At 60.0% G+C, this 23357-nt stretch carries 23 protein-coding genes and 1 pseudogene; 18 read left to right on the forward strand and 6 right to left on the reverse strand.

The window, feature by feature from the left end:
- Nucleotides 1–238 precede the first annotated feature (238 nt).
- The 4 genes from parE to JLC71_RS13090 all read left to right on the forward strand — a co-directional run bounded on the left by parE (nucleotide 239) and on the right by JLC71_RS13090 (nucleotide 4300).
- A complete protein-coding gene (gene parE, locus JLC71_RS13075; protein WP_200915895.1) occupies nucleotides 239–2212 on the forward strand; it encodes a DNA topoisomerase IV subunit B in 1974 nt (657 codons plus the stop codon).
- Nucleotides 2213–2286: 74 nt separating this feature from the next.
- A complete protein-coding gene (locus tag JLC71_RS13080) occupies nucleotides 2287–2847 on the forward strand; it encodes a hypothetical protein (RefSeq protein ID WP_200915896.1) in 561 nt (186 codons plus the stop codon).
- Between the two features lie 90 nt (nucleotides 2848–2937).
- A complete protein-coding gene (locus JLC71_RS13085) occupies nucleotides 2938–3834 on the forward strand; it encodes a protein kinase family protein (RefSeq protein WP_200915897.1) in 897 nt (298 codons plus the stop codon).
- Nucleotides 3827–4300 carry a GNAT family N-acetyltransferase gene (locus tag JLC71_RS13090; RefSeq protein WP_200915898.1) on the forward strand — a complete coding sequence of 158 codons (474 nt, stop codon included), beginning with the start codon at nucleotides 3827–3829 and terminating at the stop codon, nucleotides 4298–4300. The genes JLC71_RS13085 and JLC71_RS13090 overlap by 8 nt, the downstream gene beginning before the upstream one ends.
- A gap of 32 nt (nucleotides 4301–4332) precedes the next feature.
- Here JLC71_RS13090 and JLC71_RS16735 read toward each other — a convergent pair.
- Nucleotides 4333–4821, reverse strand: a pseudogene (locus tag JLC71_RS16735) (methyl-accepting chemotaxis protein); the annotation flags it as partial.
- Nucleotides 4822–5513: 692 nt separating this feature from the next.
- On the opposite strand from JLC71_RS16735, the gene parC reads away from it, so the two are divergent.
- Together parC and JLC71_RS13105 are read left to right on the forward strand one after the other, a co-directional pair.
- Nucleotides 5514–7889 (forward strand): DNA topoisomerase IV subunit A, encoded by a 2376-nt coding sequence (gene parC, locus JLC71_RS13100; RefSeq protein WP_200915899.1) that lies wholly within the window; start codon nucleotides 5514–5516, stop codon nucleotides 7887–7889.
- Nucleotides 7889–8410 carry a M15 family metallopeptidase gene (locus JLC71_RS13105; RefSeq protein ID WP_200915900.1) on the forward strand — a complete coding sequence of 174 codons (522 nt, stop codon included), beginning with the start codon at nucleotides 7889–7891 and terminating at the stop codon, nucleotides 8408–8410. The genes parC and JLC71_RS13105 overlap by 1 nt, the downstream gene beginning before the upstream one ends.
- A gap of 45 nt (nucleotides 8411–8455) precedes the next feature.
- Here the strand turns inward: JLC71_RS13105 and JLC71_RS13110 are convergent, their stop codons facing one another.
- The 4 genes from JLC71_RS13110 to thiD form a co-directional block, all read right to left on the reverse strand.
- Nucleotides 8456–8959, reverse strand: a complete 504-nt coding sequence (locus JLC71_RS13110; protein WP_200915901.1) for a DUF1993 domain-containing protein — start codon at nucleotides 8957–8959, stop codon at nucleotides 8456–8458.
- 77 nt (nucleotides 8960–9036) lie between these two features.
- The gene (locus JLC71_RS13115) at nucleotides 9037–9627 is read right to left on the reverse strand and encodes a chloramphenicol phosphotransferase CPT family protein (RefSeq protein ID WP_236250889.1); all 591 of its coding nucleotides are present in this window, start codon (nucleotides 9625–9627) and stop codon (nucleotides 9037–9039) included.
- Nucleotides 9609–10676, reverse strand: coding sequence for an AraC family transcriptional regulator (locus JLC71_RS13120; protein WP_200915902.1), 1068 nt, complete (start codon nucleotides 10674–10676; stop codon nucleotides 9609–9611). Before JLC71_RS13120 ends, JLC71_RS13115 begins: the two co-directional genes overlap by 19 nt.
- Nucleotides 10677–10780: 104 nt before the next feature.
- Entirely contained in the window at nucleotides 10781–11629 is an 849-nt protein-coding gene (thiD, locus tag JLC71_RS13125) for a bifunctional hydroxymethylpyrimidine kinase/phosphomethylpyrimidine kinase (protein WP_200915903.1), read from the reverse strand.
- A gap of 63 nt (nucleotides 11630–11692) precedes the next feature.
- Between thiD and JLC71_RS13130 the strand changes: the two genes are divergently transcribed.
- The 12 genes from JLC71_RS13130 (at nucleotide 11693) to JLC71_RS13185 (ending at nucleotide 22678) form a co-directional block, all read left to right on the forward strand.
- Nucleotides 11693–11857, forward strand: coding sequence for a rubredoxin (locus JLC71_RS13130; protein ID WP_200915904.1), 165 nt, complete (start codon nucleotides 11693–11695; stop codon nucleotides 11855–11857).
- 37 nt (nucleotides 11858–11894) lie between these two features.
- The gene (locus JLC71_RS13135) at nucleotides 11895–12728 is read left to right on the forward strand and encodes a M48 family metallopeptidase (protein ID WP_200915905.1); all 834 of its coding nucleotides are present in this window, start codon (nucleotides 11895–11897) and stop codon (nucleotides 12726–12728) included.
- Complete coding sequence (locus JLC71_RS13140) at nucleotides 12728–13150, forward strand: CopD family protein (RefSeq protein ID WP_200915906.1); 423 nt, start codon at nucleotides 12728–12730, stop codon at nucleotides 13148–13150. Before JLC71_RS13135 ends, JLC71_RS13140 begins: the two co-directional genes overlap by 1 nt.
- A gap of 11 nt (nucleotides 13151–13161) precedes the next feature.
- Nucleotides 13162–13623 carry a CYTH domain-containing protein gene (locus tag JLC71_RS13145; RefSeq protein ID WP_200915907.1) on the forward strand — a complete coding sequence of 154 codons (462 nt, stop codon included), beginning with the start codon at nucleotides 13162–13164 and terminating at the stop codon, nucleotides 13621–13623.
- A 46-nt stretch (nucleotides 13624–13669) separates the two neighbouring features.
- On the forward strand, nucleotides 13670–14944 hold the full coding sequence (gene hemL, locus JLC71_RS13150) for a glutamate-1-semialdehyde 2,1-aminomutase (RefSeq protein WP_200915908.1): 1275 nt from the start codon (nucleotides 13670–13672) through the stop codon (nucleotides 14942–14944).
- Between the two features lie 428 nt (nucleotides 14945–15372).
- A complete protein-coding gene (locus tag JLC71_RS13155; RefSeq protein ID WP_200915909.1) occupies nucleotides 15373–15837 on the forward strand; it encodes a type IV pilin protein in 465 nt (154 codons plus the stop codon).
- A complete protein-coding gene (locus JLC71_RS13160; protein WP_200915910.1) occupies nucleotides 15831–16436 on the forward strand; it encodes a GspH/FimT family pseudopilin in 606 nt (201 codons plus the stop codon). Before JLC71_RS13155 ends, JLC71_RS13160 begins: the two co-directional genes overlap by 7 nt.
- A gap of 11 nt (nucleotides 16437–16447) precedes the next feature.
- A complete protein-coding gene (locus tag JLC71_RS13165; protein ID WP_200915911.1) occupies nucleotides 16448–16855 on the forward strand; it encodes a type IV pilus modification PilV family protein in 408 nt (135 codons plus the stop codon).
- Nucleotides 16856–16865: 10 nt separating this feature from the next.
- Complete coding sequence (locus JLC71_RS13170; RefSeq protein WP_200915912.1) at nucleotides 16866–17942, forward strand: PilW family protein; 1077 nt, start codon at nucleotides 16866–16868, stop codon at nucleotides 17940–17942.
- A 13-nt stretch (nucleotides 17943–17955) separates the two neighbouring features.
- Nucleotides 17956–18606, forward strand: coding sequence for a pilus assembly PilX family protein (locus JLC71_RS13175; protein WP_200915913.1), 651 nt, complete (start codon nucleotides 17956–17958; stop codon nucleotides 18604–18606).
- A 32-nt stretch (nucleotides 18607–18638) separates the two neighbouring features.
- Nucleotides 18639–22010 (forward strand): pilus assembly protein, encoded by a 3372-nt coding sequence (locus tag JLC71_RS13180; RefSeq protein ID WP_200915914.1) that lies wholly within the window; start codon nucleotides 18639–18641, stop codon nucleotides 22008–22010.
- Complete coding sequence (locus JLC71_RS13185; protein WP_200915915.1) at nucleotides 22007–22678, forward strand: energy transducer TonB; 672 nt, start codon at nucleotides 22007–22009, stop codon at nucleotides 22676–22678. Before JLC71_RS13180 ends, JLC71_RS13185 begins: the two co-directional genes overlap by 4 nt.
- A 114-nt stretch (nucleotides 22679–22792) precedes the next feature.
- Here the strand turns inward: JLC71_RS13185 and JLC71_RS13190 are convergent, their stop codons facing one another.
- The gene (locus JLC71_RS13190) at nucleotides 22793–23287 is read right to left on the reverse strand and encodes a peroxiredoxin family protein (RefSeq protein WP_236250891.1); all 495 of its coding nucleotides are present in this window, start codon (nucleotides 23285–23287) and stop codon (nucleotides 22793–22795) included.
- Nucleotides 23288–23357: the final 70 nt, after the last annotated feature.

Consider the following 23357-nt stretch of genomic DNA (forward strand, 5'->3'; position numbering starts at 1 on the left):
TGGCGTCACAATGCAGACAATTAACCGCTCATCGCTGATCATTAACCGATTTTATCAACGTAAACCCATTATGAATTTTAACCGACGTTAGCGATATATCGATCAAAATCGCCAAACGGCACTGAAACACGAGCGGCACCATTTCAGCCTGGAATGAATCGCGGCGCCTATAAAAACTGCCTTCTGCTATCCCCCCCGGCTTGCTAGACTCGCCGCATCCAATGTTTCACGTGAAACCATGAGCACGCCACGTTACGACGAATCCGCGGTCAAGGTCCTCAAGGGCCTTGATCCGGTCCGGCATCGCCCGGGCATGTACACCCGCACCGATAATCCGCTGCACATCTGCCAGGAAGTGATCGACAACGCCGCCGACGAAGCGCTCGGCGGCTTTGCCAAGCGCATCAGCGTCACCTTGTGGCGCGATCAGAGCCTGCGCGTTAGTGACGATGGCCGCGGCATTCCGGTCGGCATTCATCCGGAAGAGGGCGTACCGGCGGTGCAACTGGTGTTCACGCAGCTGCACGCCGGCGGCAAATTCGACAAGAAAGACGGCGGCGCCTACGCTTTTTCGGGCGGCTTGCACGGCGTTGGTGTCTCGGTGACCAATGCGCTGTCGACCCGGCTTGAGGTCGAGGTCAAACGCGACGGCGCGCAGCACCGGATCGTATTCGCCGGCGGCGACGTGATCGAGCCGCTGGCCACCGTTGGCAGCGCCGCCAAGAAAGACACCGGCACCACGGTGACGGTCAAACCCGATCCGCAATACTTCGATTCGCCGACCATCCCGGCGGCCGAACTCGAACATCTGCTCAAATCCAAGGCGGTGCTGCTGCCGGGGCTGATCGTCAGCCTCGATCTGGAGCAGGCCAACGGCGAATTCCTGCACAAGGAATGGACGTATCCCGATGGCCTGACCGGCTATCTGGCCGAACGGCTCGCCGGCTATGACACCTTGACGCCGATTCTGCGCGGCGAAAAATACGCCGGTGACGACGACGACAATTTCGCCCCCGGCGAGGGCTGCGCGTGGGCGTTTTTATGGAGTCTGGAAGGCCCGGTCAACCGCGAATCGTACGTCAACCTGATTCCGACCCCGGCCGGCGGCACGCATGAATCGGGGCTGCGCGACGGCGTGTTTCAGGCGGTGAAAACCTTTATCGAATTCCACAGCCTCTTGCCCAAGGGCGTGAAGCTGCTGCCCGAAGACCTGTTTGGCCGCTGCTCGTTCGTGCTCAGCGCCAAGGTACTCGACCCGCAATTTCAGGGCCAGACCAAGGACAAACTCACCAGCCGCGACAGCCTCAAGCTGGTGTCGACGATGGTCAAATCGCCATTCGAGCTGTGGCTGAACGAGCACGTTGAACTGGGCAAGAAACTCGCCGAGCTGGCGATTCGCGTCGCGCAAAGCCGGCAAAAAGGCGCGCAGAAGGTCGAAAAGAAAAAATCGTCCGGCGTCGCGGTACTGCCGGGCAAACTGACCGATTGCGCCTCGGACGAAACCGAGCGCTGCGAGCTGTTTCTGGTCGAGGGCGACTCGGCCGGCGGCTCGGCCAAGCTCGGCCGCGACAAGGATTTTCAGGCCATCCTGCCGCTGCGCGGCAAGGTGCTCAATACCTGGGAAATCGACAAGGACCAGATCTTCGCCAATAACGAAGTCCACGATATTGCCGTGGCGATAGGCGTCGATGCGCATGGTGCCGGCGACACACCCGATTTGTCCGGCTTACGTTACGGCAAGATCATCATCATGTCCGACGCCGACGTCGATGGCAGCCATATCCAGGTGCTGCTGCTGACCCTGTTCTATCGCCATTTCCCCAAGCTGATCACCGCCGGCCATGTCTTCGTGGCGCAGCCGCCGCTCTATCGCGTCGACGTACCCGGCAGCGGCAAGGCCAAGCCGCCGCGCAAGCTTTACGCGCTCGATGATGGCGAACTCAATGCGATTCTCGACAAGCTGCGCGCCGAGAAAATCCGCGAGGGCGCGTGGAGCATTTCGCGCTTCAAGGGCTTGGGTGAAATGAACGCCGAGCAGCTGTTCGAGACCACCATGAATCCGGATACCCGCCGGGTTCTGCGCGTTGGCGTCGCCAACGACGTCTCACTGAACACGCGCGAGCTGATGAATATGCTGATGGGCAAGGGCGAAGCCAGCAGCCGCCGCGCCTGGCTCGAGGCACGCGGCAACGAAGTCGAAGCCGACCTGTAGCCATGAGCCCAACGAAACTCTGCTCGCTTTCACTTGTGTCGCTCGTACTCGTGGGTTGCGCTTCGCAGCAGCCATTGAGACTGGCCAACACCCCGCCGATGGAGCCGCGCTTCACGCTCGAAGAGCGCCGGCTCGATGTCGAGAAGAACAACGAGATGTTGTCGTACCTGATCACCAGCTGCGACTACGGCATCACCCAGATCGGCGACAGCCAGACCGATCCCGACAAGGTCGCAGTGCTGAAAAGCGATCTGCAGGCGCTCGCCGGCGACCGGCTTGAGGGCCGGAAGTTGACGCTGCAAAGCTATACGGTTCATCTCAACAACGCGGTGGCGTTGAAGCAACAGGTAGGCAGTTTCAGCGCAGCCTATGCGGGGCTGCTTGGCGGCACCCTATTTATGGCGATGACCGAGATTGGTTGCAGCAAGGAACAGGTCTCGGGCGGCTGGTACACCGCCGACGAAGTGAGCAACGCGTGGCCGCCGGTGATCGCCGAGGCAACGCTGAGCGTCGACGGCGTGTCCTACCAGAGCCGCGCCGTCGCGACTGCGGCGAACGAGACCGAAACCATGGCCGAGCTGTATCGCCGCGTGTTCCGGCAAATCGCCGAGCGCTTCGCCGAACAGCTGGAGTAAGTTTGCCGGCGTTGTCGCCGTATGCCGTGGAAGTTCACTTGGGTAAATCTACGCGCTATCGTGCTTGCACCTTATCGCAAAGGAGTCGCCATGCTTGAACCGACCATCGCCGACTGGTTCAAAACGCGCTCGCTCAACTGGTTCGGCGAAGTGCCGACGATCGACAAGGTCATCGATGGCTTCTACGGCCAAGTCTGCATCGTCCGGCTCGCCGACGGCGAACGCCGCGTGGTCAAGCGCTTCCGGATTGCCGGCTTTGCCCGCCACGAAGCCCGTGCAATGCGCGCGCTGCGGGCCGCCACGCCGGCGGCGATCGCCGTGCCAACCCTTCTGCATTTCGAAGCTGCGGCCGAACACGGCTGGGATGCGTTCGTGATGGACTTCGTCGCCGGTGTCAACGCCACCGAGACACCGGCCGAATTCGCCGATGCGCTCGCCGCCGACATCGTCGCGCTGCAGCGCCATTGGCACGCACAGACCGGCGATGCGTTCGAGGATCTCGACGGCAGCCGCTATACAAGCTTCGCCGCCAGTTATCACGCCTATCTGGACGGCCGCCGCGCCTTTCTCGAACACGCCGACGGCATCGACACCGGCCTCAGGGCACGGCTGCTGGCGACGCTGGCGCACGCCGATGCGCTGCTGGCGCCGCTGGCCGACGATCCACCGGCCTTCATCCACGACGACGGCCACGCCGGCAACTATCTGGTCGATCCGCAAACATGGCGCCTCGTCGCGGTGATCGATCCCGCCGGTGCGCGTTTTGCCCACCGCGAACTCGACCTGTTCCACCTGCCCGACGCGCGGCCCGACCTCCATCTGCTCGAGCGCTATCTGGCGGCGATCCCGCTAGCCCCGGGCTGGCCCGCACGACTGGCTTTTTTCAGCCTGTGGGATGATGTCAAACACGCCGAATTCACCGGCTGGCGCGATGACGCATGGTTCGAGCGCAAACTGACCCGTTACCAGGAACAACGCGATGCCTGAAATCCGTCCGGCCCGCAGCGACGACGCCCACGCGCTGGCCATCCTGATGCATGAATCGGTCCGCAAGGCGGGCAGGGCGGCCTACAGCGAGGCCGAGTGTGCCGCGTGGTCGCCGGCCGCTCCCGATCCCGTGCACCTCGCCGCAGGCATCCTCGACCCCGACAACATTGTGCTGGTGGCGGTCGATGATGGCGTCGTCGTCGGTTTCGGCAATCTCGGCCCGACCCCGGATCACCTCGACATGCTCTACGTGCGCCACGATCGGGTCGATCAGGGCATAGGCTCGCGCTTGATCGCCGCACTCGAAGCCGCCGCCCGCGAGCGCGGCGCGACCGAGCTGCATACCGAAGCCAGCCGGCTATTGCGGCCCAGGCTGGCCAGGCTGGGCTATGCACTGGTCGAGGCCGAATGGGTAGAACGGAACGGCGTGCGGATCGAGCGCTTCAGGATGCGTAAAACGCTGTAGATTGCGCCGCCCCGTCTGCCAGCGGGGGAGGGCTAGCGCAGTGCCGCCACCGCCGCATCGTAGTCGCCGGCACGCCAGCGGCGAACGATTTCGCCACCCTGGCCGGCAGGCTCCGGCGCAGTGCTGTCGAGCAAAGCCCTGAACACGCGCTGCCGCGCGGCCACAGCCTCAAGCTGGCGCGCCACGTCCGTCGTGGCAGCGTGGCCCGTCGAAACCGCCGCAACAAGCAGGGTTGCGGTTTGGCGCAAGCCGGCCAGATCAGCGGCGGCGTCGGCGATATTGACCAGACTCACCGCCACGTCGTCGACCAGCGCGGCAATGCCTTCTCTGGTGTCGCCGGTGCGCTGGCGGATCGCCCCGACCAGGCTGGTGATCTCGCTGGTGGCGCCACTGGTGCGCTCGGCCAGCTTGCGGACCTCGTCGGCCACCACCGCAAAGCCACGCCCGGCCTCACCGGCGCGCGCGGCTTCGATCGCCGCGTTCAGCGCCAGCAAATTGGTCTGGTCGGCAATTTCCTTGATCATCTGCACGAAACGAACAATGCCCGACGATTGCGCTTCGAGGGCATCGATATCATCGCGGCAACGCGATGTGGTTGCCTCCAACCCGGCCAGGCGATCATGCACGGTGGCGACCACGCTCGCGCCATGGCCGCTTTGCTGCGCCAGGGTTTCGGCCTGTTCCCGCTGCGCGCTACCGCCACCGGCCACGCCGGCAAGCAGCTCGACCACGCCGGCCACGGCCGTATCGTGATGCGCCAGCGTCGACGCAAGCTGCGCATAGGGTGCGCTCGGCTGTACCCGCGGCATCTCGTTCAGAAAGCGCGTATCGCGCTCATGCTTGTCGAGCAGCGCCTTGAGACGCGCATTTTCGGCGCGCAGCACGCGTGCTTCGTCCTGCAGCTGCGCCTGACCGGCTTTGTTGCCAAACCATTCGCCAAACACCATATATCCCTCATTTCCTGCCCGCCGACGACAATCGGCGCGGCAACTCAAGCCAGCGTCCAGTATGCCGTGCCGCCGATGCAGCACGCATCAGAAGCCGCTGATATGTTGCCCAATCAACCACAGCAAAAGCGCTTTTCACGTTCAAGCGCCACTGGCGAGCCCATCATCAACAGGCGGCAATGTTTCACGTGGAACCAAGCTAGCGCTGAAACGGCGGCAGTGCTCGGGCTACAATACGCGCTGACGAAACACAGCCTGTGCGATCCATGTCCGAAATCGACGAACTGCCCGACACCGACTCTCCCAAAGTCCCCGAATCCAGCCCGGCCGACGATGGCGGCAAGCGCCGTTACATCAGCGCCGAGGTTTCGACCCAAGCACCCGACGACGGTGAATCGGTTCAACTGGGCCTGTACGCCGAGCGCAGTTATCTTGAATACGCGATGAGCGTGGTCAAGAGCCGCGCGCTGCCGCAAGTCGAGGATGGCCAGAAACCGGTACAGCGCCGGCTTTTGTACGCGATGCACGAAATGGGGCTGACCGCGACCACCAAACCGGTGAAGTCGGCGCGCATCATCGGCGACGTGCTGGGTAAATTCCATCCGCACGGCGACCAGTCGGCCTATGACGCACTGGTACGGATCGCGCAGGATTTCTCCTTGCGCTATCCGCTGGTCGACGGCCAGGGCAACTTCGGCTCGCGCGATGGCGACGGGGCCGCCGCTTATCGTTACACCGAAGCGCGGCTGAGCCCGATCGCCGAATTGCTGCTGTCCGAACTCGACGCCGGCACCACCGACTTCATCCCCAACTACGACGGGGCGTTCGAAGAGCCGGTGCTGCTGCCGGCGCGTCTGCCGATGCTGCTGCTCAACGGCGCATCGGGCATCGCCGTCGGCATGGCGACGGAAATTCCGCCGCACAACCTTGGCGAAGTCGCCGACGCGGCGATTGCGATGATCAAGCAACCCGGTCTCGATACTGCCGCGCTGCTCGAATACATCCAGGGGCCGGATCTGCCCGGTGGTGGGCAGATCATTTCGTCGAAGAAGGACATCGTTGCCGCGTATGAGAACGGCCGTGGCAGCCTGAAAACGCGCGCGCGCTGGGAGAAGGAAGATCTTGCCCGCGGCCAGTGGCAAATGATCGTGACCGAGCTGCCGCACGGAACATCGACTCAGAAGGTGCTCGAAGAAATCGAGGAGCTGACCAATCCGAAGATCAAGAAGGGCAAGAAGGCGCTGACGCAGGAGCAGCAGCAAACCAAGCAGTTGCTGCTGTCGGTCCTCGACCGGGTACGCGACGAATCGGGCAAGGATCAGCCGGTGCGGCTGGTATTCGAACCGAAATCGTCGCGGCAGAATCCCGACGAACTGATGACGCTGTTGCTGGCCAATACCTCGCTGGAAACCAATCTGTCGATCAATATCGTCGCGATCGGCCGCGATGGCCGGCCAGGGCAAAAAAGCCTGCGCGATCTGATCGCCGAGTGGATCGCCTTCCGCTTCGACACCGTGACCCGACGCACCGCGTACCGGCTGGGCAAGGTCAACGACCGCATCCATATTCTTGAAGGCCGGATGGTCGTCTTCCTGAATATCGACGAGGTGATCCGCATCATCCGCGAATCGGACGAGCCCAAGGCGGCGCTGATTGCGCGCTTCAATCTCTCCGATCGCCAGGCCGAAGACATCCTCGAAATCCGCTTGCGCCAACTGGCAAGGCTCGAAGGCATCAAGATCGAGCAGGAACTGGCCGCGCTGATGATCGAGAAGGAAGGGCTCGAGCATCTGCTCGGCAATACCGCGGCGATGCAGAAGCTGGTGGTCAAGGAAATCGAAGCCGACCGCAAGAGATTCGCCGACCCGCGCCGGACGCTGATCGAAGAAGCCGAGAAGGCCGTGGTCGAAGTCAGCGTGGTCGACGAACCGACCACCCTGATTCTGTCCGAGAAGGGCTGGATGCGCTCGCGTCAGGGCCATGGCATCGAACTGGTCAGCCAGAGCTTCAAGGATGGCGACAAGCTGCTCGCGGCGATCGAATGCCGCACCGTCGACAATATCGCGCTGATTGGCTCGGACGGCCGCGTCTACACCATTCAGGCCGCCGTGGTGCCTGGTGGGCGTGGCGATGGCGTGCCGGTCACGACCTTGGTCGATCTGGCCGCCAAGAGCCGCATCGTCCAGCTGCTGACCGCGCGCAGCGATGAGTACGTGGTCATCGCCAATTCGTCGGCTTACGGCTTTGCCTGCCAATTCGAGAATCTGCTCAGTCGCCAGAAGGCCGGCAAGAGCTTTATCTCGGTGGAAGAGGGCGAAACCATCCTGAAAATCTCGACCTTTGTTCCACGTGAAACATCGATCGTCGCGTGCCTGTCAAAGGCCGGCAAACTGCACCTGTTCCCCTACAGCGAGTTCAAGCAGCTCGCTGGCGGCGGGCGTGGCGTGATCACCATGGCGCTGGATGACAAGGACGAACTGGCCGGGATCACCGTGTGCGATGGCGAAACGCTCAAGCTCACCGGCGCCGGGCGCGGCGGCAAGACGACCGAGCTGACGCTCGACGCCAACGGCATGGCGCCCTATGTCGGCAAACGCGCGCGCAAGGGCAAGCCGATCGCGCTGAAGCTGCCGGGGTTCTGATGAAGACCGCGCTCGCCGCGCTGTGGCGGACATTGGGCATAGACGAATCGGTGCTCGCCGAAAAACGGCTTTGCCTGTTCGATGATGCCAGCGAACTGGTGCTGGCCGAAGTCGGCGACGATGACCGCGAATGGCGACTCACACCGGCCGCCACGGCAGCATGGCAGGCGATGCGGACGGCCGCGGCCGGTGAAGGCATCACACTGCGAATTGCCTCGGCGTGGCGCGGCATAGACCGCCAAGCCGAGCTGATTCGCAGCAAGCTCGATCGCGGTGAAACCATCGATGCGGTACTCGAACGCTTGGCACCGCCCGGTTGCAGCGAACACCACACCGGTTGCGCGGTCGATATCTACCAGCCGGGCGGGCCGGTGCTGGAAACCGCCTTCGACACCACCGCCGCATTTGTCTGGCTGAGCGCGCATGCCGGCGACTTTGGCTTCGTGCTCTCGTTCCCGCCCGGCAATAGCTACGGCTATATCTACGAACCGTGGCATTGGTGCTATCGAGTGCAAACATGAAAAAAGCCGGCGCAATGCCAGCTTTTTTCATGTCAGGGAAGCGATTCAGATTTCACCGATATAGTCGGTCTTGCCGATAGGCACGCCATTGTGGCGAAGAATGTTGTACACCGTGGTGATGTGGAAATAGACGTTGGGCACGGCGAAATTGACCAGATAGAACTCGCCCTGCATCGGGTTATCGGGCATCCACGGCATGGTGATCGTCTTGCTCGCGGTCTCGTCGAGCGCATCTGGTGGAATGGTTTCAAGGTAGCTCAGCACCGCGCCGATGCGCTCGCGCAACTGGCCAAAGCTGGTTTCATCGTCATCGAGCTTGGGTGGCGTGATGCCCGAAAGCCGGCCGATGCTGCCCTTGGCCTGATCGGTGGCGATCTGCACCTGCTTCACCAGTGGATACATGGTCGGAAAAATCCGGCTTTGCAGCAGCACCGCTTCATCGATATTGTGTTCGCTACAGTAAGCGGATGCCTTGTCGAGCAGATGCGACAAGTTGCCGAGCATACGTATGTAAACCGGAACCGACAGCTGGAAATAACTCAATGACATGGCAAACCTCGTTCAGGGCACAAGCACGTGATCAGGGGAGTAGCGTGTTTCATACTAGGCCCGATCGGTGCCGGAATTCAGCCCAGATTCAGCACTTCCAGACTATCCGCTGCGGCACGCCAATGCCGCGCTTCAAGCAGCCGCGCGGCGAGTTCGTCGGCGCAATCGTCCGCGGTACGGATGCCGGTATCGACCTCGAGGTCGTAGACCCAATCGGCGTGCACGCGCGGCGCTTCCCACGCCGCCAGTCCGCTCGCACGATCGCCTCGCACCGCTTCGCGCGTCTGGGCGATGGCCGGGTCACAACGCACCGCCACCAGCACGCAGGCGTAACCGGCCAGCTCGGTCAGCAGCTCGCGCTTTTCGTCGCGCTCGCACCAGCCGTTGTCGATGATCAAACGGTTGCCGGCCTGCAGCAGCGCCGGCAGGCAATAGTGATAGCCGCGCACCAGCTTGGCCCAATCGTAACCGGGCCGGGTGATCTGTTCACCGCGGCACATGCGCTGCCAGTCCGATTGCGGCAAGGCCGAGAGGACATGGTCGATGCCGAAGTAGAGGTATTGCTCGGGCAGTCGTTCCTGCAGGCCGCGCGCGAGCGTACTCTTGCCCGACGAACTGGCGCCATTGAGGACGATCACTTGCGGCAACATCACAGTACCGGCAGACACAGATCGATCTCGCCGTCGCCGAAATCGGCGGTGTAACGCTCCAGCCGTGGCCGCGACGGATCCGGCGTCAGCCCGGCGCGCGGGAACCACACATGCATCAGATCGCGCCAGCGCGGGCCGATGTCGTCGGTTGTGCCCTTGAAACGGAACACCGCCCAGCGCCCGCCCAGAATCCGGCATTCGCCAAAGCCACGCGGAATCCGCGTTCCCGGCTGGATCTGTACCGCGGTATCGTAGCGGCGCCGCCCGGCCGGCGTGGTGCCCGGGTCGTTCCAGATCAAGCCGTACCAGTGGCTTTGATCCAGCTGGTTGCGACGACAGTAATTGGCAAACTGCACCCACATCTCGTTCAGATGCGAGCCGTAGTCGCCCACCTCGCGCTGATACAGGCAGCGCATCGTCGGCCATTCTTCCAGCACCATGCTGGCGGCAACTTCCTCGAACGACCAGATGTAATCGGCCTCGGTGCCGGCAATACGGCCACCGGGCTGATAACTTTGCGGGCCGAGCGTTTCGCGCAACCAGTCGCGCGTTTGTGGTTCGCCCTTGCGCCAGGCGCTCGGGGTAAAGCCAAATTCACGATGAAAGGCCCGGCTGAACGTCGCTGCCGATGAAAAGCCAACCTGCCGCGCCACTTCACCGATCGGCAGATGCGGCGCCCAATGCAGCAAGGATGCCGCGGTTTCCAGCCGGGTTTTCCACAAAAAAGCCTGTGGCGTGGTGCTGTAGCGGGTCTGAAAACGACGTACCAGATACCACGGCGAATAGTGGGCGGCATCGGCCAGATCGGCCAGCGTCAGTGGCGACGACATCTCGCGCATCATCCGGTCCACCGCACGCTCGAGCCGCGGGCAAGGAATCAACCGGTGCGGCTGACGGGACTGGACGGGGATGTAATTTGGTACCGGGGCACTCATCGCGATCATCCTTGCCGACCAGGAGGCCGGATAAGCTCCAAGGATGCCGCAAGCGCCGCCAAACGGCCAGCCCGGCAGGCGGGAAACGGCCTGTTGCACGCCTGGCGACGCTTCAAGCCACGGCGTAATCATGCAGCTTCATCGCTGATCGCAGCTTGGGCATCGCCGTGGCCGATGCCAACGACGTTACCGGCTGGTCAGCTTGCAATGTTTCACGTGAAACATCGCCAGGGGATTCATGCCTCAGGCTCGGCAGCGCCGGTTTCATCGGCTTCCGCGCCCGCGCGAGCCCAGAACATCCGGTCCGGCAACGGTTGGCCCATGCCCGGGCGGAAGGCGTTTTTCAGCGTTTGCCAGGTGAAATCCTGTGCATCACGCACCGCCTGCACCAGTTCGACATCATTGGCCAGCGCCCCGGCGATCGCCGCCGACAAGGTCGCGCCAGCACCGTGAAACCGCCCCGGCAGCCGATCCCAGCTGTCGGTACGCACGCGGCCGTTCTGGCTGAACAGCGCGTTGATCACCTTGGGCGTCTGCGCTTGCGAGCCGGTGATCAGCACGTATTCGCAGCCAAGTTGAATGATGCGGTTGGCGGCGGCATCGAGCGGCAGGTCTTCCTGTTCGTCAACATCGTCGCTGGCCAGCAGCCGTGCTTCATGCTGATTCGGCGTAACGATCAGCGAATGTGGCACCAGCAGATCGCGCAACGCGGCCAGGTATTCGTCGGCGGCCATTTCGTCGCTGTGCACACCCGGCAGCACCGGATCGAGAATCAGCGGGATTTCGGGGTAATCGGCGGCGATTTCCGCCAGCACGGTCAGGTTCTCGACGCTGCCGACCATGCCGACCTTGATTGCATTAACCTCGGCGTCTTCAAGCACATAGCGCGCTTGATCGTGCAGCCATTCCGGATCGACCGGCTGAAACTCCTGCAAACCGGCGCTGTCATGCACGGTGAGCGCGGAAATCACCGGCAGCGCATGGCAGCCGAGCGCGGCCAGCGTCAGTATATCGGCCGACATCCCGGCACCGCCGGATGGATCATTGGCGGCGAAAACAAGTACAAGCGGCGGGGCGGCATTCATGGCGGGGCACTGGAACGATTGGGGTAGAATTCCGATTCTAAACGACGCTAGGGATGCGCCCCGATGAAAAAGTATATGTGTTTGATTTGCGGCTTTATTTATGACGAGGCGGATGGCCGACCGGAAGACGGCATCGCCCCCGGCACGCCGTGGAACGACGTCCCGCCGAACTGGACCTGCCCCGATTGCGGCGCGCGCAAAGACGACTTTGAAATGATCGAAATCTGAAGCCAGACTGGATGAATGCGTGTTTGAGGCGAGTGTAATGAAACGTCAACTTACTGTTATTGCCGCCGCCGCGGTCGTGCTGCTTGGCGGCTGTCAGCAGGTCAATACCACCGGCACCGGTGCGACCAATATCACCCGCAAGCAAAGCATGAGCATGCTCGTATCCGAACAGCAGGTCGTGCAGATGTCGGCGCAGTCTTACGTCGATACGCTCAACAAGGCCAAGTCCGGCGGCAAGCTCAATACCGACGCCGCCATGACCCGGCGCGTGCGCGCCATTTCCGACCGGATCATTCCGCAAACGGCGGTGTTTCGTCCGGATGCGCTGAAGTGGCAATGGGAAGTCAATGTCGAGCAGAGCAAGGAACTGAACGCCTACTGCATGGCCGGCGGCAAGATCATGTTCTATTCGGGCATCATCACCCAGCTCAAGTTGTCCGACGATGAAATCGCCCAGATCATGGGCCACGAAATCGCCCATGCGCTGCGCGAACACGCACGCGAACGGATGAGCAGCGAGTACAACAAACAGCTGGCGATGCAGGGTCTTTCACTGCTGACCGGTGGCAAATACGATGGCGTGCTCGGCATGGCCGATCAGCTGGTCGCCGTCGGTTACAGCCTGCCGAACAGCCGCGAGCACGAATCCGAAGCCGACGTGATGGGGCTGGAGCTGGCCGCCCGCGCCGGTTACAACCCGCAGGCATCGGTGACGCTGTGGCAGAAAATGGCCGCCGCATCGCAAGGTGGCTCGCCGGAATTCCTCTCGACCCACCCATCGTCGAACACGCGGATCCGCGATCTGCAGGCACAGATCCCCAAGGTCGAACCGCTGTATCTGGCCGCAGCCAAGCAGTACGGCAAGCGCTGATGCTCTGGTTCAAGGCACTGCACATCATCTTCGTTACCAGCTGGTTCGCCGGGCTCTTTTACCTGCCGCGGCTGTTCGTCAATCATGCAATGGCTTCCGAGCCGGCCGAGATCGCCCGGCTGGCTTTGATGGAAAAGAAACTGCTGCGTTTCATGACGCCGCTGGCGGTGCTGGCGCTCGGTTTCGGCATCGCCAGCTGGGCGAGCTACGACTTCTACGCCGGCCCCGGCTGGCGCTGGATGCACGCCAAGCTCGCGCTGGTGGCGCTGTTGATCGGCTATCACGGCTGGTGCTTCAAGCTCGTGCGCGACTTTGCCGCCGGCCGTAACACCCGCAGCCATCGCTGGTATCGCGTGTTCAACGAAATGCCGGTGCTGGCGCTGTTTGCCATCGTCATTCTCGTTGTCGTCAAACCGTTCTGAGGACGAAAAGCATGGCCATTGAAATCGAACGCAAATTCCTGCTCGCCTCCGACACCTGGCGCAGCGCCGTGCACGCATCGACGCGAATCGCCCAAGGCTATCTGAGCACCGAGCCGACTCGCACCGTGCGCGTGCGGCTGAAAGGCGCAGCAGGTTTCCTGACCATCAAGGGCAAAAACGAGGGCATCGCCCGCGCCGAGTTCGAGTACCCGATCCCGGCTGCCGACGCCGAGGCGCTGCTGGCCTTGTGCCCGAACGTACTCGACAAGACGCGTCACCTCGTCACCGTCGGCACCCATCTGTGGGAAATCGACGAATTTCACGGCGACAACGCCGGCCTGATCGTCGCCGAAATCGAGCTTGAAGCATTCAACAGCACCTTCGAGCAGCCAGACTGGCTCGGTGTCGAGGTATCCGACGACCCGCGTTATTACAACAGCGCGCTGTCCGAGCGGCCGTATTGCCGCTGGTAAGCACACTCGCCGTGGCTGATCGCCACGGCCAGCAAGGATTTGAGACATGACTCTGAACGAACAACTTTTCGACGCCGCGCAAAAACACATTCCCGGCGGCGTGAATTCGCCGGTGCGCGCTTTCGGCTCGGTCGGCGGCACGCCGCGCTTTTTCAACAAGGGCGAGGGCGCCTACGTCTGGGATGAGGACGGTCAGCGCTACATCGATTACGTCGGCTCCTGGGGACCGCTGATCCTTGGCCACGCCTATCCGCCGGTGATCGACGCGGTGATCGCCGCCGCGCGTGACGGCCTGTCGTTCGGCGCACCGACGCAGCGCGAAGTCGAACTCGCCGACCTGCTGTGCGAGATGCTGCCTTCGCTCGAACAGGTGCGGCTGGTGTCGAGCGGCACCGAGGCGACGATGAGCGCGATCCGCCTGGCGCGCGGCTTCACCGGCCGCGACAAGCTGGTCAAATTCGAAGGTTGCTATCACGGCCACGCCGACAGCCTGCTGGTGAAAGCCGGCTCGGGGCTGCTGACCTTCGGCAACCCGTCGAGCGCCGGCGTGCCGGCCGCCGTGGCCGCCGATACCATCGTGCTGCCGTACAACGACGTTGCCGCGCTGCAAGCGCTGTTCGCCGCCGAGGGCGACAAGATCGCCGCGATCATCGTCGAACCGGTCGCCGGCAATATGAATCTGGTCAAGGCGTCGGCCGAATTCGTCGCCGCCATGCGCACACTGACCGAGCAACACGGCGCGGTGCTGATCTACGACGAAGTGATGACCGGTTTCCGCGTCGATCTCGGTTGCGCCCAGGCGCTGCACGGCATCAAGCCCGATCTGACCTGCTTGGGCAAAGTGGTTGGCGGCGGCATGCCGCTGGCGGCGTTCGGTGGCCGCGCCGACATCATGGCCAAGCTCGCGCCGCTCGGCCCGGTCTACCAGGCCGGCACGCTCTCGGGCAACCCGGTCGCCGTTGCCGCCGGCCTCGCTACCTTGCAGGCGATTCGCCAACCGGGCTTCTTCGCCGACCTCAGCGCCAAGACCGCCTCGCTGGCCTCCGGTTTGAGTGCCGCCGCGCGCGATGCCGGCGTGGCGTTCTCGGCGCAAAGCGTCGGCGGCATGTTCGGCGTCTATTTCAGCGCCACGCCACCGCAATCGTTCGCCGACGTCATGGCGTCCGACCGCAGCCGCTTCAATGCCTTCTTCCATGCCATGCTGGCCGAGGGTGTGTACCTGGCGCCATCGGCGTTCGAAGCCGGCTTTGTCTCCGCCGCGCATTCCGATGCCGACATCGCGGCAACCATCGCCGCCGCCGCACGCAACTTCGCGGAATAAACACGCAGCAAAAGGCCGCCGTGCAACGCGGCGGCCTGCTCCATTGATCGGCCGCTGAACGGCTAAAACACCCGTTCCAGCGCCGCTCAAAGCCTTGAAACATTCAGCTTAATGCTGACTCATCAGGTCAGCACCTGATGTGGGTTTACCGGATCACGCCCTCCGCGGCTTCCGGGATATAACCCTGGCAAATTAGCGTAATTTTTCCGTCAGCCATCGCGCCAAATCCATGCCTTTACACCGGTCATCCGGGACAACTTGCGCTCGCCAAGCCGTGTTGTAGCTTGGAAACACGGCCAAACATAATGAAACGTTAATATTACTTGTACCGGTAACATCAGAATATTAACCATTAGTAATATTTGAACATATTCACGCAGACCGGCGATCAGACCGGACCGGCCACCGCGCCAGAGTGAGGAATACACATGAGCACCTTCGCAAACTCGCGCGGCTTTACGCTGATCGAGCTGATGATCGTCGTCGCCATCATCGGCATTCTCGCCGGCATCGCCCTACCCGCTTATAGCGATTACGTCCGCCGCGCGCAATTGCCGGAGGCATTCACCTACCTGCAGGACTATCGCGCCAAACTTGAGCAGTTCTATCAGGACAATCGCAACTACGGCACCAGCGCGACCTGTGGCAACGACGGTACGGCGAATCGGGTCAATTTCGCGCCAGCGGGTCTCAAGTACTTCACCTTTTCCTGCGCCACCAGCGGCACCGGCCAGCAAGCCTACACGCTCACCGCAACCGGAAAATCCGGCACCAGAGCGGATGGGCATATCTTTACCGCCAACGATGCCAATGTGCGCACCACGTCCAAATTCAAAGGCGGCGTATTAAGCCCGGCCAAGCAATGCTGGCTGGTCGGAGGCAGCGAATGCTGAGCCGCACGCCTCACCGGCAGGCCGGCATCACGCTGGTCGAAATCGCCATCACCGTCGCCATCTTCGGCATCCTGCTTTCGGCGGCCGTGCCCAGCTACCAGCAGTGGATACAGAACATGCAGATCCGCGGCGCTACCGAATCGCTGCAAAGCGGATTGCAGCGCGCCCGCACCGAGGCACTCAAGCGTAACCAGAACGTCACGTTCTGGCTGGTCACCAGCGCCAGTAGCAAAACACTCGACAGCAATTGCGCACCGGCCGCCAATGGCACCGGTTGGGTCGTGAGCCGGTTCGATCCAAGCAACAAATGTGATCTCGACCCATCCGAAACCGTCACCCCGCAAATCATCGACAAGCAGCCGGTGCTCGGCAACAACCCGCGCGCCAGCCTCGATATCACCCCTGACGATGCATCCAGTGTCACCTTCAACGGCCTCGGTCAGATCGTGCAGAAAGACACGCCGATCACCCGGATCGATATTCAGGGCGCTAGCAGCAGCAGCGACGACCGCAAGCTGCGCCTTGTCCTCGCCAGCGGCGGCATGATCAAACTGTGCGATCCGCAGATCAGCGCCAGCGGCGACTCGCGCCGGTGCTAAAAGGAGCTGCCATGAACACGCGCCAAATCCGTTATCCATCGCAACAGCAAGGCGCCGCGCTGCTTGAAGCGCTGGTGGCGATCTTTATCTTCTCCGCCGGTGTGCTGGCCGTCGTCGGCATGCAAACCATGATGACCAAGAACACCAGCGCATCGAAATACCGCGCCGATGCCGCTTTCCTCAGCGACGAACTCGTCGGCAGCATGTGGGGCGACGTCAAGAACCTGAACAGCTACGACACCACCGACGGCGGCAGCTATGCAGCCAGAACCGCTTGGATCGACAAGGTCGCTGCCATCTTGCCCAACGGTGATGCAAGCGTGGCAGTCACCAATGCCGACGTGACGATCACCGTGAACTGGCAGGCACCGAACGAAGCACCGCACAAATATGTTGCGGCCACCTCGATCGCCCGCTGAGGACCACATCATGCGGTGCGCACAAACGGGTTTCAGTCTCGTAGAAATGATGGTTGGCATCACCCTTGGGCTATTGAGCACACTGGTGGTGATGCAAACCTTGACCGCCTCGGAAGGACAAAAGCGCACCACGGCATCGGGATCGAACGCCCAAAGCAATGGTGCGCTGGCGCTGTACATGATCAAGCGTGACGCCAAGATGGCGGGTTACGGCTTTGCCGCGACCACCGGTGCGCTTGGCTGTGAAATGAAAATGATGATCGATGGCAGCAGCACGCCGGCGTCGCTGACGCTGAATCCGGTCACCATCACCAATGGCGTCAATGGCGCGCCGGATCAACTACGTTTTCTGGGTAGTGCCAAGGATGCATGGTCGCTGCCGATGAAGATCACCGTCGACCACCCGGTCAGCGCGGCGCAATTCTTCGTCGATTCCGATCTCGGCGTTCACCAGGGCGATTTGATGGTCGCGGTGCCAGCACTCCCATCGGCCGGCAAGTGGTGCACGCTGTTTCAGGCAACCAAGGAAGCAGCCAGCGGCAGTGGAGGCGGTGGCGGCCAAGGCCAGAACCAGGTGCAGCATAACCCCAGCGCCATCTGGAACCCGCCCGGCGGCAACAACGGCGATCTCTATCCGGCCGGCGGCTACAGCAAGGACGATCACCTGATCAATCTCGGCACGCTCGTCAACAAGGTCTACGTCATCAATAACCAGACCTTGCAACTTACCAGCTTCAATTCATCCGATGGCAGCAGCGCCACCGCCGACCTGTACCCGCAAATCATCGATCTGCAGGCGCAGTACGGCTCGGATGACGGCAGCAACGGCGGCACCGCCGACGACGGCGTGATCGACGGCTATGGCACCACCACCCCCAGCAACAGCACAGGCTGGAAACGCGTGCTGGCGCTACGCGTGGCAGTGCTGTCGCGCAGTACACAATGGGAAAAAGAGGAGGCCACCCCTGCCGCACCCAAATGGTCCGGGGGCGATTTCGTCATGGGAACCGGCAGCGACTGGAAACATTACCGCTACAAGGCCTACGAATCGGTTGCCCCGCTGCGCAACGTGATCTGGCAACAATAAGAGACCAAGCACAATGCGCCATCGCATCCGCTCCCAGCTCGGCGTTTCCGTTTTCATTGCCCTGATTTCGCTGCTGTTGATGTCGCTCGCCGGCGTCGCACTGGTTCGCGCGGTCGACAGCGGATCGCTGATGATCGGCAATCTCGGCTTCAAGGAAGCCGCCACCGTATCCACCGATCGCGCCACCGAACAGGCCATTGCGTGGCTGCAAGCCAATCTGAGCACCACAAGCGGCAGCACCCCGATGCTGTACCAGAACCACACCGCAGACGGTTACTACGCCACCGCGCTCGATAGCCTGGATCCAACCGGCAATCGCGATAATACCGGCCGGGTATTGATCGACTGGGACGACGACGGTTGCGCCAGCGCAGCGGAAGGCTCTTTTGGCGGCTGCATTGCCCCGCGCGCGGCCACCGCCACCGGTGGTAATGACGTCGCCTACCTCATCAGCCGGCTATGCAAGGAACAATCCGACCCGAACGCAACCAGCTGCGTCAAGGCCAGCGCCGCCGCCGCCGGTAGCAGCCCGAAAATGGGCGAGCTGAAATACGGCGAGGACAAGCGCTTCTCCGGCAGCGGTGGGCCGCATTACCGGATCATCGTCCGCGCCAAAGGCCCGAGAAATACGGTGAGTTTCACCGAAACCATCGTCCATTTCTGATCCACGGCCAATCAATATACAAGGAATACATCATGGCGCGTCGTCATCCCCTGATCTGCCTGGCCCCATTGGCACTGACCCTACTGACCGCATCGGTACAGGCAGCGCTGACCGATCTGGCCAATAGCCCGATCACCAGCGCCAGCAAGGCCGAAGCCAAACCGAACGTGCTGTTCATCCTCGATGATTCGGGCAGTATGGATTGGGACTATCTTCCCGATGGACTCAATAACCAACGCAATATGCGCTGTTTCGGATATCACGGCTATAACAAGGCTTTCTACGATCCAAATACGACTTACACTCCCCCGATCAAAGCCGATGGTACATCATTTCCCAACGTCAGCTTTACCAGTGCGCCAAGCGATGGTTTTACCGGCAGCGAAAATGCCGACCTGTCCAACCTTCGCAACCTGAGTGTCGGCACGGTCGAAAATGATGCAGGAAACCGAAGCAAATATTATTACTCAACACTTAAATCCGATAAAAAAACGAACTGTGAAGACTCCAATTACAATCTCGTTACCGTGTTACCGAACGATACGCAAAAACAAAATTATGCCAATTGGTATTCATACTATCGAAAACGGATATTCCTGGCACGAACAGCCGCCAGCAAGGCCTTCAAACCCTTTGGCGATAAATTCCGTATCGGCTTTTCGACCATTCACAATAGTGGTGCTACCGAAGGTAGCAAGCTGCTGCACGTGCGTGACTTTGATCAATCACAAAAGAATGAATTTTATAATAGATTATTCAATGCTGACCCAGGTAGTGCAACACCATTGCGTGCTGCACTATCAACAGCTGGTCGTTATTACGCCAAGAAACTGGATGATCAGGATTACGATCCGGTCCAGTACTCATGTCAGAAAAATTTTACCATTCTCTCGACTGACGGTTACTGGAATACCGACAACGAAGGTGGCTCATTCGGCCCGAAAAAGCTTAATGGCAGCAGCGACGTCGGCAATCAGGATGGCGGCAGCACCGAAGCCCCTTTCTTCGACAAGTTAGGAAAAAGCGATACGCTCGCCGATGTGGCGATGTATTACTACAATACCGATTTACGCACAAATACACTGGGTAATTGCAGCGGCAGCCTTGGCGGTTCGATCAATGTATGCCTCGATCCCGGGGACAACAGTTACGACGTCCAGCGCATGGTCACGCACACGATCGGTCTCGGTCTGACCGGCACGATCCGTTACGAAAGCGATTACGACACCAGTCCCGATCCAGTGCCGAACGGCAGCAAGGACAAGTACTACACGCAGATCGCCCAGGGCAGCATCAACTGGCCCGATCCAATTTCCAACAGCGGTGGCGAACGGCTAGACGATCTGTGGCATGCCGCGGTCAACGGTCGCGGTCACTATTACAGCGCCAATGATGCGACCGAACTCGCCAACTCGCTGTCCGATGCCCTTACCAAAATCGAAGCCCGCTCGGGTTCCGCCGCCGCAGCGGCAACATCGAACCTCGAACCCGTTGCCGGTGACAATTACGTTTATGTCGCCTTGTACCGCACCCAGGAATGGTACGGTGACCTGATCGCCGTCACCCTCGACGTCAATACCGGTAGCGTCGCGCTGAAGCTAGACAACGCGACCGGTGAACCGCAAGCCGGCAGCTATGCCTGGTCGGCCAAAAGCCAGCTTGCCGCCAAAATTGCCTCCGCCAGCGATAGCCGTTCCATTTATTTCTTCGACGGTTCGCAATCGAACAAACTGCGCTCGTTCGACTACGACAATCTTAACGGCAGCCAAAAGGCAAACTTTGACGATTTGTGCGGCAGCGTCACCAAGCTCAGCCAGTGCAGCGAGCTGGCCAGCGCCGACAAGGCATTGGTAACCGGTGCCAATGTGGTCAAATACCTGCGCGGCCAGAACCAGTACGAGGGTAGCGAGACAACGACGCAATTGTTCCGCAAGCGTACGCACCGGCTCGGCGACATCGTCAATGCCGTGCCGGTGTATATGAAAGCCCCGCCGTTCCAGTATGTCGACGATGGCTACGCGACCTTCGTCACGCAGCAAAAAAACCGTGCCGCAAGCGTTTATGCAGCGGCCAACGACGGTATGTTGCATGCATTCGATGCCTCAAGCGGCGATGAACGCTGGGCGTATATTCCGAGCATGGTAATGCCCAGATTGCACAAATTGCTCGACAGGAGCTACGGCAACAACCATGAGTATTTTGTCGACGGCTCGCCAACGATCGCGGATGTTAAAATCGGCAATAACTGGAAAACCGTCATCGTCGGCGGTCTCAACAAGGGTGGCCGAGGCTATTACGCACTCGACGTAACAGACCCTAGTGCACCGAAGGCGTTATGGGAATTCACGCACGATAATCTTGGCCACTCGTTCGGCAATCCGATCGTCACCAAGCTTGCCGATGGTAAATGGGTAGCGATCGTTTCCTCGGGTTACAACAACGTCAATCCGGGTGATGGCAATGGTCATTTGTTCATCATCGATATCGGCACCGGCAATCTTGTCAGTAATGGCCAGATCAATACCTATACAAGCGGTACAACCAAAGCCGGCGATACAAATACACCAAGTGGCTTGGCCAAGCTCAATGCATGGATTTCCAACGAGCTCGACAATACTGCCAGCCGGATCTATGGCGGCGATCTGCTGGGTAATGTCTGGCGCTTTGACATCAACGACACGATCGCGCCATCGGGTCACGAGGCAACACTCATCGCACAACTGAAAGACACTACCGGTAATACGCAACCCATTACCACCAAGCCTGAATTGGCACGATTAAGTAAGGCCGGCACCAACTACAACACGATTTTCGTAGGAACCGGGCGCTATCTCGGTATCGGTGACCCGGTAGACAAGAGCCAGCAATCGCTATACGCCTTCAAGGATGAACTGACGTCTACCGGGCTTGGCAATCTGCGCCAACGCAGCGATATGGTGAATCAGGTCATCAGTGATGCGACCAATGCCAAGGGCGAAAGTATTCGTACCGCGAGCAGTAATCCGGTTGACTGGGCAAGCAAATCTGGCTGGTATTTCGATCTGAAATCACCAGGTGAACGGGTCAATATCGACATGCAGCAGCAATACAATATTCTGACGTTTGCCGGCAACGTCCCCACCAACAGTAGCGTCTGCACCATCGGCGGTGGCTATGCGTGGTTGTACAACATTGATATCTATACCGGCTCCAATCTGAGCACGGCAACCGATGCCAAAGTGGGCCAGCGCTTGACCAACGAAGCACTGGTGGCCGGGCTTAAAACAGTGAAATTGCCCAGCGGAAAAACGGTGACCATCGTGACCGATACCGGTGCCGGTGTCACCGCCAAGGAAGATCCAAGTGCCACAGGCGGTGGCCTGGGTACGCCTAAGCGCACATCCTGGCGGGAATTGGTCGATTGACTCGCACGCATCCAACGTCATCAGGGCCCGGCATATGCTGGGCCCTTTTTTGCGCCAGATATGGTCTTGGCATTGCAGCGGTGATTTCGCTTGCCGTGCATATTTTGCTGCTGCAGCAGCTTGAAACTGCCGAGCCAAAGCAACAGCCTGCGCCCGGTTCGTCATTGCAAGTCCGCTTGGCAGCGGCGGCTACGGTTGCAGACGAATCCAGTGCAACCGTACCGGTGGTAGCTCAAGCCCCGGAAACGGTCGCTACCACGCCTGCTACCGTTGATGATTTGCCTGCCGAACCAGCCCAGGAGACTGCGCCACTGGCTTTGGCGCCGGTTGATCCACGCAATGCGTATTTCCGCAGAAGCCAGTTAACGGTTGGGCCGAGTAGTGAAACAACAATCATCGTTTCCTATCCGGACGTCAAAGAAAACGACGAGGCTAAACACAGTGCGATTCTGTGGATTTATATCAATGAATACGGTTTAGTTGATGATATTGAAGTGGATGCCACCAATTTACCGACAGCGTTTCGTGATACAGCGATTGAAGCATTTCGCCAGGCACGTTTTCGTCCCGGCGAAAAAGAGGGTCACGCGGTCAAATCACGCTTAAAAATAGAAGTCAATTTTGATCGTACAAATATCGATCCAACTCTGTTAAACAACAATCAATAAAACGAATATTAAACATAAATCAGCACAAAATATAAGCACTTGAATTTAAACGAGTTTTTACAAAACCAGCTATGGAAAATCGCTTTTTACAGCAATGCATTTCAACTTCAATTCTTAAGATTTAGCCAGCGCTGATTTAATCAGGTTTTCAAGTTCATCCATGTTCGGAATACCAATATATTGCTTGATAATTTGTCCATTTTTATCCAGTAAAAAACTGGTTGGCGTTAAAGTAACATCACCAAATTTCTTCGCGATTTCGCCACTTTTATCATGGGTAACGATAAAGGGTAATGCCATCTTGTTCCGATAATTTTCAATGTATTCCGGATTATCATAACTCATGGCAACAGACAACGTTTTATAACCTTGGTCTGTGTATTTTTTCTGAATTTTTATCAATTCAGGCATTTCCTGCATACAGCCGCTACAACTGGTTGCCCAAAAATTAACCAAAACAACATGGCCTTGCATAGCGCTTAGTGCGATTTGCTGGCCATTTGTCGTTGTAAAACTGACATCGGGTGCAGTTTTTTTGCCAAAAACAAAGTAAGCAGTCGCCAGAATAATGACCGCCGCTGTCAGCATTCCCAGATAACGTAATTTCATCCGATTTCCATCACAACACATTCGTGGTTCACCCGAGTGTACTGCAGCCCCTGCAGTGCTGCATCAGCTC

It is taken from the genome of Jeongeupia sp. HS-3, assembly GCF_015140455.1.
Lineage (GTDB): Bacteria > Pseudomonadota > Gammaproteobacteria > Burkholderiales > Chitinibacteraceae > Jeongeupia.